The sequence below is a fragment of the Methylobacillus draconifructus genome (assembly GCF_045984355.1).
GTDB lineage: Bacteria > Pseudomonadota > Gammaproteobacteria > Burkholderiales > Methylophilaceae > Methylobacillus > Methylobacillus flagellatus_A.
Genome location: NZ_JBJQII010000008.1, coordinates 13248 through 30007, shown reverse-complemented (window position 1 = coordinate 30007; position 16760 = coordinate 13248). Strand labels below are relative to the sequence as shown.

Below are 16760 nucleotides of genomic sequence, written 5' to 3'. Positions count from 1 at the left end.
CTGTTGTACCTGTTGTACCTGTTGTACCTGTTGTACCTGTTGTACCTGTTGTACCTGTTGTACCTGTTGTACCTGTTGTACCTGTTGTACCTGTTGTACCTGTTGTACCTGTTGTACCTGTTGTACCACCGGGTGAAGTGCTTGGAGAAGTACTAGGCGAGGTACCTGCACCTGTTCCTGCCGCACCTGTTCCTGCCGCACCTGTTCCTGCCGCACCTGTTCCTGCCGCACCTGTTCCTGCCGCGCCTGTTCCTGCTGCGCCTGTTCCTGCTGCGCCTGTTCCTGCTGCGCCTGTTCCTGCTGCGCCTGTTCCTGCTGCGCCTGTTCCTGCTGCGCCTGCAATGAGAATATTGTCTTCAACCATATCGGCTGCCGCCGGGTATGCAACTGTTAAAGCCAGTAATACTAAAAGGCTTGCTCTCATAATCAGTACTCCTTGTTAGTGAGTGAATGGAGAAAGCGTTTTCTATTAAGCCAGGAATCATGCTCCAACAGCCTAGAAAACGGTATTCGCCTAAGAGTTATGCTGCATGAAATAATGCTTGAGCCCTGGCAATAAAATAAGCCAGGTATAACTGAAACAACTGTAGGAATATCATTCAGGCGCACAGCGAGCATCGTCACCGATTTAGCCAAAGAGATGTATGGATTGAACGTCTGGAGGGTTGCCATCAATACTTGAGTTGATAGCCCAGAAATGCAAAAACCCCGACCTATCGGGGTTTCGAACAATGCTGGCGGAGAGGGAGGGATTCGAACCCTCGACAGAGTTGCCCCTGTGCCACCTTTCCAGGGTGGTGACTTAAACCACTCATCCACCTCTCCGCAAAACGAGGCCGGATTATATATTAAATCTCCGGTGCTGACCAAGCGTTTTGCCCAAGAAAACGCGTATTTTTTACGATCCAGTCAATTGCAGACGGCTACAATTTTTGGGCAATACTCCATTTACCCATACCAAATCATCAGGTTATAACAGGCCGCAGCCACAGTCATCCGTTACGCAATAGCTGCAAGGCTTGATCAAGGCGCTCCACGCCTTTGACGTCCAAGCCTTCAATTGCCTGCTTGGGCAAGTTGGACTTGGGGACTATCGCATGGGTGAAGCCGAGCTTGGCAGCCTCCCGCAGGCGCTCCTGCCCGCGCTGGACCGGGCGGACCTCCCCTGCCAACCCCACCTCGCCGAATACGATCAATTTATTGTTCAGGGGTTTGTTTTTCAGCGAGGAGACAATCGCAAGCAGCACCGCGAGGTCCACGGCGGGCTCGCTGATCCTGACGCCCCCGACAGCATTGATGAACACGTCCTGGTCGAAGCAGGCTACGCCGGCATGGCGGTGCAGGACGGCCAGCAGCATGGCAAGCCGGTTCTGCTCCAGGCCGACGCATAGGCGCTTGGGATTGGGCGCATGCGCCTCGTCCACCAGTGCCTGCACTTCCACCAGGAGCGGCCTGCTGCCTTCCTGCGTCACGGTGATGCAGGAACCTGCCACCTGTTCTGCATGGTGCGACAGGAATAACGCCGAGGGATTGCTGACCTCGCGCAAGCCTTTCTCCGTCATGGCGAACACACCCAGCTCGTTCACAGCGCCAAAACGGTTCTTGAAGGCGCGCACCAGCCGGAAGCTGGAGTTCTGGTCCCCTTCGAAATACAGTACGGTGTCGACTATATGCTCCAGCACGCGCGGCCCTGCGAGCGAGCCTTCCTTGGTGACATGGCCGACCAGGATCATGGTCACGCCCGCCTGCTTGGCAAAACGCGTCAGCTGCGCGGAACATTCCCGGACTTGCGCCACGGAACCGGGCGCAGACTGCAAGGCCTCGGAATACATGGTTTGTATCGAGTCGATGACGGCTACTTCGGGCTTATGTTGCTGCAAGATAGCCAGTATTTTTTCCAGGCTGATTTCCGCCAACAGTTCGACCGGGCCGGCGTCAAGCCCCAGGCGCTTGGCGCGCATGGCGATCTGCTGCGCGGACTCTTCGCCCGAAACGTAAAGAGCCTTGCGCATGCTGGCGATATGGCACAAGGTCTGCAATAGCAAGGTGGACTTGCCGATGCCGGGATCTCCCCCAATGAGCACCACGCCGCCCGGCACCAGACCTCCGCCCAGGACGCGATCAAACTCATGAATGCCGGTCGGGTGGCGCGGCACGTCCGCAGCCTCGACATCGGCCAGTTTCTGCAAGCCGCTGGACTGCGCAAGCGCGGCATAGCGGTTCTGGCTAGGGGCGGCTTCCACCACGCTTTCGACCAAGGTATTCCATGCCATGCACGAGGGGCATTGCCCTTGCCACTTCGGGGTTTGCCCGCCGCACTCGGTGCAGCTATAAACCGTCTTTGCCTTCGCCATCAGCCTGTCACCCTGAACACAACGCGCGGCGCCACCGCGCACAACAACTCGTACCCTACCGTGCCTGCAGCCTCGGCAACCGCATCCACCGGCACCGTTTCGCCCCAGAGCTCCACCTCGCTGCCGATGCCGGCATCGGGTAGCTGGGTAATATCCGCAAACAGCATATCCATGGAGACGCGTCCCAGGGTTTGCGTGAGCTGCCCGCCAACCGCGATGGGCGTGCCGTTGGGCGCATGGCGCGGATATCCATCCGCATAGCCGCAGGCGACGATGGCGACCCTGGTTGTCTGCGTCGCGGTGAAACGCGCGCCGTATCCGAGGATATCCCCGGCCTCCAGCGTTTGCACAGCGATCACTTCGCTAGTGAAGCGCATCGCGGGCCGCAACCCGAAACTGGCCGCGCCGATGCCCGATACCGGCGATGCGCCGTACAATATGATGCCCGGCCTGACCCAGTCGCGATGTGCCTCCGGGAAGCGCAAAATGGCAGCGGAATTGGCCAGGCTGACGGGATGGCTCAGCCCGGCTGTCTCAGCATCAAATACATTGAGCTGCCCGGCGATGCCCTGCTCGTCATCCGCTGTCGCAAAATGCGTCATCAAGCTGACGCCTGCCACCACAGGGCAAGCCTCCAGACGCTGCAAGGCTTGTTTGTAGGCCTGCGGCTTGAATCCCAGCCGGTTCATGCCGCTGTTCATCTTGAGGAATATCGAGATAGGCTTGGCGGGCGCGACTGCCGCCCTCTCCTCGAGCATGGCGAGCTGCTGCTCGTTGTGCACGACAATGCTGATGTCGTGCTGGGCGACGGCATCGAGCTCATCCATGCCGAACACCCCTTCCAGCAACAGCAAGCGTTGGCTATAGCCCGCTTCACGCAAGGCCAGGGCTTCGCCCAGGCGCAACACGCCAAAGCCGTCGGCTTCTTCCAGGCCTGGCGCTGCCCGCAACAGCCCGTGGCCGTAGGCGTCGGCCTTGACCACGGCCAGCACCTTGGAGCCCGGCGCTCGCTCGCGCACAAGATTCAGGTTATGGCGCAGCGCGCCCATGTCAATCGTCGCTTTGGTCGCACGCATGCTTACTCGTCATAGTTGTCGTGGTATTGCCCCACGAAATTCTCGAAACGGGTGTTTTCGCCAAGGAAGGTCAGGCGCACGCGGCCAATCGGGCCGTTACGCTGCTTAGCGATGATGATCTCGGCGGTACCCTTGTCCGGGCTGTCCGGGTTGTATACCTGGTCCCGGTAAATGAACAGGATCAAGTCGGCATCCTGCTCGATCGCGCCGGATTCGCGCAAGTCAGACATGACCGGGCGCTTGTCAGGGCGCTGCTCAACGCTGCGGTTGAGCTGGGACAAGGCGATCAGGGGCACATCCAGTTCCTTTGCCAGGGCCTTGAGCGAGCGCGAGATTTCGGAAATTTCCGTGGCGCGGTTCTCGCTCCTGCCGCCGCCGGAGGAGGTGCCTGTCATCAACTGCAAATAGTCGATCACGATCAGGCCCAGCTTGCCCACTTGCCGGTGCAGGCGGCGCGCGCGCGCGCGCACTTCGAATGAGCTCAGGCCGGCGCCTTCGTCGATATAGATGGGCGCCTCGTTCAGCTTGCCGAGCGCGGTCGTCAGGCGCACCCAGTCTTCGTCCTCCAGGTTGCCGTTGCGCATGCGGTGCTGGTCCAGCTTACCGATGGAGCCGATCATACGGGTCACCAGTTGCGTTGCGCCCATTTCCATGGAGAAGACGGCGACAGGCAGGCCAGTGTCCAGGGCCACATTCTCGGCAATATTGAGCGAGAACGAGGTCTTACCCATGGATGGGCGCCCGGCGACAATGATCAAGTCGCCGGGCTGCATGCCCGAGGTCATGCCGTCTAGGTCGGTAAAACCAGTGGGGATGCCTGTGACGTCGCTGTGGTTGTCGCGTTGGTAAAGGTAATCGATACGGTCCGCCACTTGCGGCAACAGGGTCTTCATGTCCAGGAAGCCCTGGGTCGAGCGCTTGCCGCCTTCGGCAATCTGGAAAATCTTGGCTTCGGCCTCATCCAGTAGCTGCTGAGCGTCGCGTCCCAAGGGGTTGTAGGCACTCTCGGCAATATTGGAGCCGACTTCGACCAGTTTGCGCATCACCGAGCGCTCGCGCACGATTTCGGCATAGCGGCGGATATTGGCCGCGGTCGGCGTGTTCTGCGCCAATGCCGCGAGGTATGCCAGCCCGCCTACGCTGGAAAGCTCGGCCGAATTCTCCAGCGACTCGGCCACGGTCACGATATCGGCGGGCCTGCTGCGCTCGAACAAGCGGCTGATGTGCTGGAAGATCAGTTTGTGATCATGCCGGTAGAAATCGTCGGCGCCGAGGATATCGGCAATGCGGTCCATCGCCTCATTTTCAAGCAGCAGGCCGCCCAATACTGATTGCTCTGCCTCTACGGAATGCGGGGGAAGTTTCAGGGATTCTAGTGTGTCGTCAGCCATGGCGCATTATAACAATTAGGCTTGCGGGTTGGTTGCCCGTTCTCGGCAATATGCGCTGGAATCTTCAAAACAAAAGGGCTGCCGATGGCAGCCCTTTCGATGGCTTGAAAGCCGGATGCAGTATTACTCGCCGAGCACGGAAACGGTGATCTCGACAACAACATCGTGGTGCAGCGCGATGCTGATCTGATGGTCGCCAATCGCCTTTAGCGGACCTTCTGGCAAGCGCACTTCGGATTTAGAAACTTCGAAGCCCTGAGCAGTCAGCGCTTCAGCGATATCGCCATTGGTCACAGACCCGAACAAGCGGCCGTCGACGCCAGCCTTCTGAGTAACTTGCAACAGGAAGCCAGCCAGCTTCTCACCACGCTTCTGCGCAGCAGCCAATTGCTCGGCCTGTTGCTTTTCCAGCTCCGCACGACGCGCCTCGAACTCGGCCTTGTTGGCTTCGGTCGCACGCTTTGCCTTGCCTTGAGGGATCAGGAAATTGCGGCCATAGCCGTCCTTCACCTTGACGATGTCACCGAGGTTGCCCAGGTTAACTACTTTTTCCAACAGAATAACTTGCATGGTCTCACCTCTTAGTGCTTGTCAGTGTATGGCAGGAGGGCAAGGAAGCGGGCGCGCTTCACTGCAGTAGTCAGCTGGCGCTGATACTTGGCCTTGGTGCCGGTAATACGGGCTGGGATGATCTTGCCGTTTTCGTTGATGAAGTCCTTCAGCAGATCAACATCCTTGTAATCCACTTGCTTGATGCCCTCTGCCGAGAAACGGCAGTAGCGGCGGCGTTTGAACATGTCACGTGCCATGATGAAAACCTTTCAGATAATTCTTTCCAATGTTTGTATATGCAATACCAGCTGCGAGCTCTTGAGGCTGCGCCTTGCGAGAAACCCGGCCACCTTCACCTGCGTTCCTTCGCTGATTTTCTGTGCTTCCAGCGCCAGCGGCCCCATGGCCATGCTTGACACCTCACATTCAACCTTGCGCTTCATTCCCGCCTCGACCTGTTCAGACATATGCTTCAGGACGAAACTCGATACCGGTATTCCTGCCGGGGTGTAACGCAGTTCCGCAACCTGCGTGAACTCGCCGTCCAACTCCAGCCTGTTTAAACTCACTACTTATTAAGCTGTGGCTTGCTCTGCAGCGGGTGCAGCAGCTTCGTCCTTGGCCAGCAATGACTTGGACTTTTCTTCCTTCATCATTGGGGATGGCGCAGTCACGGCTTCGTCGGTATTCAGGGTCAGGTGACGCAATACTGCATCGTTGAACTTGAATGCGTGCTCGAGCTCTTCAAGCACTGCCTGGCTAGCCTCGATGTTCATCAGCACGTAATGCGCCTTGTGGATTTTCTGGATTGGGTAAGCCAGCTGGCGGCGGCCCCAGTCTTCCAGGCGATGGATGGTACCGCCATTGGAAGTCACGAGCGTGCGATAGCGCTCGATCATCGCTGGCACTTGCTCGCTCTGGTCCGGATGGACGATGAAAACGATTTCATAATGTCGCATAGAATCTCCTTTTGGATTGACAGCCTCCCGCATGCGCAACGGTGAGGCAAGGTGGAAAACCCGGAAGTATAGCTAAAAAATATCAATTAATCCATCACAACCTGCATCATCCCGCCTTCAGGCGCAAAGCGCTGAATACTAAAATTGTCTATTTACTCAGAATTGAATAGAATCATCAGGATTGAACCTGGTCATTATATGCAGCAAGCTGTTCGGATTGACATGCCAGCTTACGCCAAACCTCGCAAACAGACAGATGACCAAACCACTTTAAAAGATTACCAATAAACATATAATCCGCAATGACGAACCCAACAAACTGTCCGGTCTGGCATGACCTTAGCGCCCATTATCACGAAATCCTCCCCCTGCAGATGCGGGACATGTTTACCAAGGATGGGCGCCGATTCGAAAAATTCTCCCTGAACGCCGAAGGCCTGTTGCTGGATTATTCCAAGCACCGCATCACCGATGAAACGCTGCCGCTGCTGTTCAAACTGGCGCGCGACTCCAAGGTCGAGGAATGGCGCGACCGCATGTTCTCGGGCGAGAAAATCAATTTCACCGAAAACCGTGCCGTGCTGCACACCGCCCTGCGCAACCGCAGCGACACACCTATATATGTCGACGGCAAGGACGTCATGCCGGAGGTCAACCGCGTGCTGGCGCAGATGCGCAAGTTCAGCGACGGCATCCGCTCCGGCGAATGGAAGGGCTACTCAGGCAAGCGCATCACCGACGTCGTCAATATCGGCATCGGCGGCTCCGACCTCGGGCCCGTCATGGTGTGCGGCGCGCTCAAGCCCTATGCCCAGGCGGGCCTGAATGCGCATTTCGTCTCCAACATCGATGGCACCCACCTTGCCCAGACCCTTGAGCAATGCGACCCGGAAACCACGCTGTTCATCGTTGCATCCAAGACCTTCACCACCCAGGAAACCATGACCAATGCGCACTCCGCGCGCACCTGGTTCCTGCAGGCGGCCAAGGATGAAGCGCACGTTGCAAAACACTTCGTCGCGATTTCCACCAATGCGGACGAAGTCGGCAAGTTCGGCATCGACGCCGCCAACATGTTCGAGTTCTGGGACTGGGTGGGCGGACGCTATTCCCTCTGGTCCGCGATCGGCCTGTCCATCGCCATCTACATCGGCATGGACAACTTCGAGGAACTGCTGCAAGGCGGCCATGAAATCGACCTGCATTTCAAGAACACGCCGCTGGAGCGGAACATACCCGTGATCATGGCGCTCCTGGGCGTCTGGTACAACAACTTCTTCGGCGCCGACAGCCTCGCGATACTGCCTTACGACCAAGGCCTGGCGCGCTTCCCCGCCTATCTGCAGCAAGCCGATATGGAAAGCAACGGCAAGTTCGTCGCCCGCGACGGCCGCATCGTGCAATGCACCACCGGCCCCATCATCTGGGGCGAAGCCGGTACCAACGGCCAGCATGCGTTCTACCAGTTGATACACCAGGGCAACCGCCTGATCCCCTGCGATTTCATGATGCCGCTGCATAGCCAGTACAGCGTGGGCAAGAACGGCAACGAGCACCACCTGATCTTGCTTGCCAACTGCTTCGCGCAGACCAGCGCCCTCATGCAAGGCAAGACGCTGGATGAAGCCAAGGCCGAGCTCGTCGCGCAAGGCCTGAGCGGCGATGAGCTGGAAATCCTGCTGCCGCACAAGGTATTCGAGGGCAATCGCCCGAGCACCACCATCCTGTTCGACAAGCTCACCCCCAAGACCCTAGGCAAGCTGATCGCCATCTACGAACACAAGATATTCGTGCAAGGCATCATCTGGAACATCAACTCCTTCGACCAATGGGGCGTGGAATACGGCAAACAGATTGCCAAGAAAATCCTGCCTCAATTGAACGACGGCAAGGAGTCGAACGAGTATGACAGCTCGACCAACGGCCTGATGAATTACTTCAAGTCGAGAAAATAGGCTGCCAGCTTTATAGTACTCAGCTCTTATCAATAAAAAAGCCACGATATTCGTGGCTTTTTTATTTCATCGACCGACTTTACTTGAGTCGTTGATGCTTATGCTTACTCCAGACCCAGTTTCTTGCCGAGAAAACTCGCGCTCACGCTGGCGCCCAGGCGCTTGGCAAACCTGTCGGCCAGCCCTTCCTTGGCGGTGAAGTCGACCAGGTTTTCCTGCTTGATCACCTCGCGCGCCACATAGTCAGAGCTGCCGAAGGCATCGGCCAGCCCCATTTCCACGCTGCTCTCGCCGCTCCAGAACAATCCGCTGAACGTTTCGGAGGTTTCCTTGAGACGCTTGCCGCGACCCTCGCGCACCACGGCGATGAATTGCGCATGGATCTGGTCCAGCATCTGCTGGGCGAATTCCTTGTGCTTGGGATTGACGGGAGAAAACGGATCCAGCATGGCCTTGTTCGTGCCAGCCGTCATCAAGCGCCGCTCCACGCCGATCTTGTCCATGACGCCCGTGAAGCCGAACCCGTCCATCAATACGCCTATCGAACCGACGATGCTGGCCTTGTCGACATAGATCTTGTCCGCTGCCACGGCAATGTAATAGCCGCCCGAAGCGCAGATATCCTGCACCACGGCATAAACCGGGATATTCGGGTGCAACTTGCGCTGGCGCTTGATCTCGTCGTTGATGATGCCCGCCTGCACCGGGCTGCCGCCAGGGCTGTTGATGCGCAGGATGATGCCCTTGGTGCCCTTGCTGTCATAGGCCGACTTCAAGCTGGCGATCACGCTATCCGCGTTCACCACATCATCGCTGCCAATCACGCCGTTGATGTCGATCAATGCCGTATGCTCCACCGATGCGGACGAACTCTCGTTCCAGCCGGTGACATAAAACAGGATGATGAACAGGTAGAGGAAACCGAGCGACTTGAAGAAAATGCCCCATTGGCGCGAACGCCGTTGTTCCTTGACCGTGGCCAAGGCAAGCTGATGCAGTGTTTCGCGCTCCCAGTTGGAGCCGTTAGGATAATTGTCAGACATTCATTAAGCTTTCCAGGTTGATCAATATTTGCTGCTGTTGCTCTTTCACCTGCACGGGCTGCAAGCTCCGTCCGTGGCAAGGCCCTGCTACACAATACCCGGTTTCCGGCTCAAAATGCGCGCCGTGGGTCGCACAGATCAGGTAGTGTCTGCTGACGTCAAAAAACTCGCCATGGTTCCAGTCCAGCTCCAGCGGAATATGCGCGCACTGGTTGACGTAGGCATAGACCTTGCCACCGAACCTCACCGCGAACCCGGTGACATGGCCGCCGAGTTCGGGAAGGTCGAAGCGCACGCCCTTGCCGCCGTCTTCCAGCTCACTGCTTTGGCAGATCAGGCGTTCGCGTCCAGCCATTGGCTGAGTGTAGCAAAATCATCGAAATGCGCCAGCGGAGAATGCGGCAGCAAACGTTCCAGCGGATGCGCGCCATAGGTCACCCCCAGGCTGGAGACCTTGGCATTCTGCGCCATCTGCAAGTCGAAGCTGGTATCCCCCACCATCAATGTGCGTTCGGGCTCGACGCCGAACTCGTCCATGAGCTCGAGCAACATTTGCGGGTTGGGCTTGGAGAGGCATTCGTCGACGCAGCGCGTACCGTGGATGAACTCGCCCAGGCCGCTATGGGCCAAGGCATGGTTCAGGCCGCGGCGGCCCTTGCCGGTGGCCACGCCCAGCATGTACCCTTGTTGGTTGAGCCTGCTCACCGTGTCGTAAGCCTGATCAAACAGCACGACGTCATCCTGATGCGCGTTGTAGTGCACATTGTAGCGTGCCGCCATCTGCTGGATCTGCTCCTGCGTAATCACGCCAAACAATTGTTCGATCGCTTCGCGCAAGCCCAGGCCGATAATGCTGCTGGCGGCCTCCTGCCCCGGATCGTCCAGGCCGGTCTCGACAGCGCCCTTGCGGATGCTGTCCACGATGATCTGCGTGGAATTGGCAAGCGTGCCATCCCAATCGAACACGATCAGGTCAAAGCGCTTGGCCATGCTTGGACTCCGCATTCAATATTTCAACAAATTTCTCAAGTTCATTGGGTAAGGGTGCGATTAATTTCAATTTTTCTCCATTGACAGGATGTCGTAAATTCGTTTCCGCGGAGTGCAGGAACATGCGCTTCAAGCCGCGCTTCTGCAGGGATTTGTTCAGGGCAAAGTCGCCGTATTTGTCGTCGCCGGCGATCGGGAAGCCCAGGTGAGACAATTGCACGCGCAATTGGTGGGTGCGGCCGGTTACAAGCTGGGCTTCCAATAAAGTGAACTCGCCCAAAGGCTTGCGCAGGTAAAAAATGGTTTCGGAGTCCTGGCCGTCATCCTGCACGGCCACCCTGCGCTCGCCGCTCGGCAGCACGAATTTGTGCAGGGGCAACTTGACCCGGCGCTTCTGGTCGGTCCATTTGCCATGCACCAGCACCAGGTAGCGCTTATCCGTCTGGTTGTTGCGGATGGCGTCATGCAGGTTGACCAGCGCCACGCGTTTCTTGGCGAGCAACAGCACGCCGGAGGTTTCGCGGTCGAGGCGGTGCACCAGTTCGAGGAACTTGGCATGCGGGCGCTCCAGGCGCAATTGCTCGATCACGCCGCGGCTGATACCACTCCCCCCGTGCACGGCGAACCCCGCCGGCTTGTCGATCACCAGCAGCGCCTCATCCTCGAAAATGATGGCATCGTCGAACTTGGATGCCTGCGGCTTAGCCACCGACTCGGCCTGCGGCTGCGCCATGCGCACCGGCGGCACACGCACCTGGTCCCCCAGACTAAGCTTGCAGCTTGAATCCACGCGTTTGCTGTTGACGCGAACCTCTCCGCTGCGCAGGATGCGGTAAATATGGCTCTTGGGGACCCCCTTGAGTATTTTGGCCAGGAAATTATCAATTCTTTGGCCTTCACTGGCTTCATCTACAGTGAGCAGGTTGACAGCGGCGGGATTAAATTGATTTCTTGTTTTGCTTAAATTATTCATCTCACCTATACTACGACCATCTTGAGGTAAATGCGCTAAGCGCTTCTTCAAGAATGACAACTGGAATGAAAAAACACCTTGGTTAACTCGCTCGCCAATCAACATCAAGTAGCGATTTGTAACAAATAATGCGCTCTAGCCGCCGCAGACCGATATGGCTCATGTGGCGCAACAGCCCAGGATATACTGAAAAAATAGCATATTAGCCGATAATGACGGCTAATCCGAGACAGAAATAGACGTACCGGGGTTTAGACCCAATAGTTTACGAAAGCTTTCGTTAACAAATTCAAGCTGATACTGTGGCACAACGGTATTAGAAAATCTTTTTCCGGGTGGCCCAAGACGGCACCTTTAAACTGCACTAAAACGCACATTAGGAAAAAGCGGCCTGAAGGCAAACAACTGCCTAGCTGAAAAATTGAGAAACTATTGCTTCGCGTTACCTCCTGCGGACTTTGATCTGCTCGTATCGTGTTGTTATCGCTTGCCTACATTGAGCAGGCGCATACATTGAAGTTTCAGTCATACCGCTGCTGCCCCAAGGCCATGCAAGGCCTGCTGCCCGCTTGAAGAGCGCGGGAGCCCGTAATGAAACGCATGCTATTTAATGCGACGCAATCAGAAGAATTACGCGTCGCGATTGTCGACGGACAAAAACTCATCGATCTCGATATCGAGTCCGCCGGCAAGGAACAACGCAAGAGCAACATCTACAAGGGTGTCATCACCCGCATAGAACCTTCCCTCGAAGCCGCTTTTGTCAACTACGGCACCGACCGTCACGGCTTTCTTCCTTTCAAGGAAGTCGCCCGCAGCTATTTCCTGAACGATGGCGATGCAGGCCGCAGCCCACGCATCCAGGATGTCCTGAAGGAAGGCCAGGAACTGATCGTCCAGGTGGACAAGGACGAACGCGGCAACAAGGGCGCCGCCCTCACCACCTTCGTCTCGCTAGCAGGCCGCTACCTGGTGCTGATGCCCAACAATCCTCGCGGGGGCGGCGTTTCCCGCCGTATCGAGGGCGAAGACCGCAACGAACTGCGCGACACCATGGCGCAACTGCAAGTACCTAACGGCATGAGCATCATCGCGCGCACTGCCGGCATCGGCCGCAGCGTGGAAGAATTGCAGTGGGACCTGAATTACCTGCTGCAATTGTGGACTGCCGTCGAAAGCGCCTCCACCATCCAGAGCGGCCCGTTCCTGATCTACCAGGAAGGCAGCCTGGTCATTCGCGCCATTCGCGATTATTTCCAGCCGGATATCGGCGAGATCCTCATCGATACGCCCGACATTCATGAACAAGCCGTGCAGTTCATGAACCATGTGATGCCGAACAACGTATCGCGCGTCAAACTCTACCGCGACGAGATCCCGCTGTTCTCCAGGTTCCAGATCGAGCACCAGATCGAGTCCGCGTTTGCGCGCGAAGTGCGCCTGCCTTCCGGCGGCGCGATCGTCATCGACCACACCGAGGCCCTAGTGTCCGTGGACGTCAACTCCGGCCGCTCCACCAAGGGCAGCGACATCGAGCAGACCGCGTTCAATACCAACCTGGAGGCTGCGGACGAAGTCGCCCGCCAGCTGCGCCTGCGCGACCTCGGCGGCCTGGTCGTCATCGACTTCATCGACATGGAAAGCCAGCGCAACCAGCGCGAAGTGGAAAACCGCCTGCGCGATGCGCTGCACCACGACCGCGCCCGCGTGCAGACCGGCAAGATCTCGCGCTTCGGCCTGCTGGAGCTTTCGCGCCAGCGCCTGCGCCCGAGCCTGGGTGAAAGCAACCATATTCCCTGTCCGCGCTGCCATGGCACCGGCCACATCCGCGGCATAGAATCGACCGCATTGCACATCCTGCGCATCACGCAGGAGGAAGCCATGAAGGAAAACAGCGCCATCATCCAGGTACAGCTCCCTGTCGAGGCGGCCACCTTCCTGCTCAACGAGAAGCGTTCGGAAATCCACAAGATCGAGCAGCGCATGGGCGTGCAAGTGGTGTTGATCCCCAATATCCACATGGAAACCCCCAACTACAACATCCTGCGCATCCGCCATGACGACGTGGAAGAAACAGGCCGCGCCAGCTATGAAATGGTCGAGTTGCCGTCCGAGACTATCGAGACCGCGATTGCCCAGGAGCCTAGACCCGCAAAACCCGAAGCTGCCGTGAAGGGCATTACGCCCGCATCGCCTGCGCCTGCTCCAACGGCCAAGGAAAATCCCAACAGCACCTCCCTGCTCAACCGCTTCAAGTCCTGGCTCGCCAGCGTCACCGCGCCCAAGCCCGAAGCCAAACCGCAGGAAGAAAGCCAACGCCGCGACAATGGCCGCAACCAGCGCCGCAATAACACCCGGCGCAACGAGCGCAACGGCAATGAACGTACCGGCAATGACCGCCAGGCGCAAAACGAGCAGCGTCAGGAACAGCGCAAGGAGCCACGGGGCCAGGACCGGCGTCCGCAACAGGCTGAACAACGCGCAGCCCAAGGACGCCAGGAAAAGGCCGAGCGCAACGAGCGCCCGCCCAAGGCTCAGCAGCAGGCTACGCCTGCCCTGCAGGCAGAAACGCCTGCAGAAGCTGGCAGCGAGCAACGCGGCAACCGCCGTGGGCGCAATGGCCGCCGCGAGCGCCAGCCCCGCAACGAAAATGCAAACCGCGAAAACCGCCAGCAAGCGGCAGAAGACGTGCGTTCAGCTGCAGAAGCTCCTGTTGCTGCGACAGTAGCAGCCGAACTGCCGGTGGAAACCAAGGCAGCAGCCGCTCCGCAAACAGCTCCTGCTCCCCAAGTGAAGGAAAAGGCCGAGGCAGCCCAGGCTGAAACAAAAGCAGCGCCTCGCGAAGAAGCGCCTCTGCCAGTCGCCAAGACAGAAGCCGCCGCGGTTGAGGAAACCCAGCCGGCCATTGTGGAAACGACAGCCAAGGCAGCACCAACCAAAGCGGCAAAAGCGCCTGAGAGCGAACCTGCCGGGGACAGCGCGCCTGCTGCCGCCGAGCCGGCGAAAGCTGCCGAAACCGTGACTGAAGAAGCCCCGGTTGAAGCTGCCAAGCCTGAGAAGAAGCCGCGCGCGCCCCGCCGCCGCAAGGCCGAGGCAGAAAAGCCGGCCGACTTGGCGGATTCCGGCTTGCAACTGGTAGAAACCAAGGCCGATGCAGTTAAAGCAACCGCCCCTGTGGAGGAAGCACCTGCAAAACGCGCGCCGCGCAAGCCTGCGGCCTGGCAGCAAAAGGCGGCCAAGGACGAAGCCGGCAACGACGAGCTGGTGATGGTGGAAACCCAGAAGTAATATCAAGCAGCAACAAAAAAGCCCTGGCTTGTGTCAGGGCTTTTTTTATTCGCGAGTTCGAATCCCACCGCTTCCGGCACGCTTCAAAAGCCGGACTGATCCAATCGAATGATCGATAATTCAATCCAGCAGTTCGTCCGGCACGTCCGCGCCATAAAAACTGTTCTTGAGTTTTTTCAATTGGTCGCGATAGTCGGCGGCCTTCTCGAATTCCAGGTTCTTTGCGCTCTCGTGCATGGCTTTCTCCAGGCGCTTCATTTCCTTGACCAGCTGCTTCTCGGTCATCTTCCCGTAGCTGGCCTGCTCTTCAGCCGCCTTGCGGTCACGCTGGTGATCCTCCTTGCTGTAGACGCCCTCGATGATGTCCTTGATGCGCTTGCTGACGCCCTTCGGCGTGATGCCATGCTCGGCGTTGAACGCCATCTGCTTGGCGCGGCGGCGCTGGGTTTCATCCATCGCCAGCTTCATGGAGCGCGTTACCTTGTTGGCATAGAAGATCACCTTGCCGTTGAGGTTGCGCGCCGCGCGCCCCGCGGTCTGGATCAGCGACCGTTCCGAGCGCAGGAAGCCCTCCTTGTCCGCATCCAGCACGGCGACCAGTGAAACCTCGGGAATATCCAGGCCCTCGCGCAGCAGGTTGATCCCCACCAGCACATCAAACTCGCCCAGGCGCAAGTCGCGGATGATTTCCACGCGCTCCACCGTATCGATGTCGGAGTGCAAATAGCGAACCCGCACGCCATGCTCGGAAAGGTAATCAGTGAGGTCTTCCGCCATGCGCTTGGTCAATGTGGTGGCCAGCACCCGCTCGCCCGCATCGACCCTGAGCTTGATTTCCGACAGTAGGTCATCCACCTGCGTATCGGCCGGCTTGACGATGATCTCGGGGTCGACCAGACCAGTGGGCCGCACCACCTGCTCCGCAATGCGCTGCTGATGCGTGGCTTCGTATTCCGCCGGCGTCGCACTCACGAAAATGCATTGTGGAATGATGCGCTCGAACTCCTCGAACCTGAGCGGCCGGTTGTCCATGGCCGACGGCAGGCGGAAGCCGTAATCGACCAGGTTTTCCTTGCGCGCGCGGTCGCCTTTGTACATGCCGCCGATCTGCGGCACGGTGACATGGCTCTCGTCAATGATCATGAGCGCATTCTTCGGCAGGTAATCGATCAATGTCGGCGGCGCATCGCCAGGCTGCCGCCCCGTCAAGTGCCGGCTGTAATTCTCGATGCCCTTGCAGAAGCCGATCTCGTTGAGCATTTCCAGGTCGAAGCGCGTGCGTTGCTCGATGCGCTGCGCTTCCACCAGCTTGCCGGTCTTGATATAGAAATCCACGCGTTCGCGCAACTCCTGCTTGATGGTCTCCATCGCGCGGATCGTGGCCTCGCGCGCCGTCACATAATGGCTGGAGGGAAAGATGCGGAAATTGTGGATCTTGTTGAAAATCTGCCCGGTCAACGGGTCGAACACCGTGATGCTCTCGATCTCGTCGTCGAACAGGCTGATGCGCACCGCGGTTTCGCTGTTTTCCGAAGGAAACACGTCGAGCACGTCGCCACGTACGCGGAAAGCGCCGCGCGAGAAATCGAAGTCGTTGCGTTCATACTGCATCGCGATCAGCTTGTTGACGATATCGCGCTGACTGATTTTCATCCCCAGGTGGATATGCAGCACCATGCCGTGGTATTCGCCCGGGTCGCCGATACCGTAAATCGCCGACACCGTGGCGACAATGACGCTGTCCTCCCGTTCCAGCAACGCCTTGGTGGCGGACAGCCGCATCTGCTCGATATGGTCGTTGATGCTGGAATCCTTCTCGATGAACAAGTCGCGCGACGGCACGTAGGCCTCGGGCTGGTAGTAGTCGTAGTACGAGACGAAGTACTCCACGGCATTCTGCGGAAAGAACTCCTTGAACTCCGAGTACAGCTGGGCGGCCAATGTCTTGTTCGGCGCCATCACGATCGCGGGACGGCCGGTGCGGGCAATGACGTTCGCCATGGTGTACGTCTTGCCGGAACCCGTCACGCCGAGCAAGGTCTGGAATTTCAGCCCCTCGTTCACGCCGGCCGTGAGCGCCTCGATTGCCGCCGGCTGGTCGCCTGCGGGCGGGAACGGCTGAAAAAGCTTGTATTTGCTGTTTGGGAAAGTGACAATCACATCAATCACCAATGAGAAA

General features: G+C 58.1%; 15 protein-coding genes and 1 tRNA gene. 2 read left to right on the top strand and 14 right to left on the bottom strand.

Annotation, left to right across the window (positions count from 1 at the left end):
* The 9 genes from ACJSDX_RS14250 to rpsF all read right to left on the bottom strand — a co-directional run.
* Positions 1–360: hypothetical protein (locus tag ACJSDX_RS14250; RefSeq protein ID WP_407995249.1), on the bottom strand; the 360-nt coding region annotated here is incomplete at its 3' end.
* Between the two features lie 375 nt (positions 361–735).
* Positions 736–825: transfer RNA gene (locus ACJSDX_RS14245), tRNA-Ser, on the bottom strand.
* 167 nt (positions 826–992) lie between these two features.
* Complete coding sequence (gene radA, locus ACJSDX_RS14240; protein WP_407995248.1) at positions 993–2354, bottom strand: DNA repair protein RadA; 1362 nt, start codon at positions 2352–2354, stop codon at positions 993–995.
* Positions 2354–3430 carry an alanine racemase gene (alr, locus tag ACJSDX_RS14235; protein WP_407995247.1) on the bottom strand — a complete coding sequence of 359 codons (1077 nt, stop codon included), beginning with the start codon at positions 3428–3430 and terminating at the stop codon, positions 2354–2356. The genes radA and alr overlap by 1 nt, the downstream gene beginning before the upstream one ends.
* 2 nt (positions 3431–3432) lie before the next feature.
* On the bottom strand, positions 3433–4821 hold the full coding sequence (gene dnaB / locus ACJSDX_RS14230; protein ID WP_309565158.1) for a replicative DNA helicase: 1389 nt from the start codon (positions 4819–4821) through the stop codon (positions 3433–3435).
* Between the two features lie 123 nt (positions 4822–4944).
* Positions 4945–5391, bottom strand: coding sequence for a 50S ribosomal protein L9 (gene rplI, locus ACJSDX_RS14225; RefSeq protein ID WP_309565157.1), 447 nt, complete (start codon positions 5389–5391; stop codon positions 4945–4947).
* Positions 5392–5402: 11 nt separating this feature from the next.
* Positions 5403–5630, bottom strand: coding sequence for a 30S ribosomal protein S18 (gene rpsR / locus ACJSDX_RS14220; protein WP_011479550.1), 228 nt, complete (start codon positions 5628–5630; stop codon positions 5403–5405).
* Positions 5631–5642: 12 nt separating this feature from the next.
* Positions 5643–5942: a primosomal replication protein N gene (gene priB, locus ACJSDX_RS14215; RefSeq protein ID WP_407995246.1), complete on the bottom strand. Its 300-nt coding sequence runs from the start codon at positions 5940–5942 to the stop codon at positions 5643–5645.
* A gap of 6 nt (positions 5943–5948) precedes the next feature.
* Entirely contained in the window at positions 5949–6332 is a 384-nt protein-coding gene (rpsF, locus tag ACJSDX_RS14210; protein WP_309565155.1) for a 30S ribosomal protein S6, read from the bottom strand.
* A 302-nt stretch (positions 6333–6634) separates the two neighbouring features.
* On the opposite strand from rpsF, the gene pgi reads away from it, so the two are divergent.
* The gene (pgi, locus tag ACJSDX_RS14205; RefSeq protein WP_407995245.1) at positions 6635–8287 is read left to right on the top strand and encodes a glucose-6-phosphate isomerase; all 1653 of its coding nucleotides are present in this window, start codon (positions 6635–6637) and stop codon (positions 8285–8287) included.
* A gap of 104 nt (positions 8288–8391) precedes the next feature.
* On the opposite strand, the gene ACJSDX_RS14200 is transcribed toward pgi, so the two are convergent.
* Genes ACJSDX_RS14200 through ACJSDX_RS14185 form a run of 4 tightly spaced genes read right to left on the bottom strand, consistent with a single transcriptional unit; the run spans position 8392 to position 11293 of the window.
* The gene (locus ACJSDX_RS14200) at positions 8392–9330 is read right to left on the bottom strand and encodes a S49 family peptidase (protein WP_309565153.1); all 939 of its coding nucleotides are present in this window, start codon (positions 9328–9330) and stop codon (positions 8392–8394) included.
* Complete coding sequence (locus ACJSDX_RS14195; RefSeq protein WP_407995244.1) at positions 9323–9685, bottom strand: Rieske (2Fe-2S) protein; 363 nt, start codon at positions 9683–9685, stop codon at positions 9323–9325. The genes ACJSDX_RS14200 and ACJSDX_RS14195 overlap by 8 nt, the downstream gene beginning before the upstream one ends.
* Positions 9664–10320, bottom strand: a complete 657-nt coding sequence (locus ACJSDX_RS14190; RefSeq protein ID WP_407995243.1) for an HAD family hydrolase — start codon at positions 10318–10320, stop codon at positions 9664–9666. Before ACJSDX_RS14190 ends, ACJSDX_RS14195 begins: the two co-directional genes overlap by 22 nt.
* Positions 10304–11293, bottom strand: coding sequence for an RluA family pseudouridine synthase (locus tag ACJSDX_RS14185; protein ID WP_407995242.1), 990 nt, complete (start codon positions 11291–11293; stop codon positions 10304–10306). The genes ACJSDX_RS14190 and ACJSDX_RS14185 overlap by 17 nt, the downstream gene beginning before the upstream one ends.
* Before the next feature lie 591 nt (positions 11294–11884).
* Between ACJSDX_RS14185 and ACJSDX_RS14180 the strand changes: the two genes are divergently transcribed.
* Positions 11885–14581, top strand: coding sequence for an Rne/Rng family ribonuclease (locus ACJSDX_RS14180; RefSeq protein ID WP_407995241.1), 2697 nt, complete (start codon positions 11885–11887; stop codon positions 14579–14581).
* A gap of 120 nt (positions 14582–14701) precedes the next feature.
* Here ACJSDX_RS14180 and uvrB read toward each other — a convergent pair whose 3' ends face one another.
* Positions 14702–16741, bottom strand: a complete 2040-nt coding sequence (gene uvrB / locus ACJSDX_RS14175) for an excinuclease ABC subunit UvrB (RefSeq protein ID WP_407995240.1) — start codon at positions 16739–16741, stop codon at positions 14702–14704.
* Positions 16742–16760: the final 19 nt, after the last annotated feature.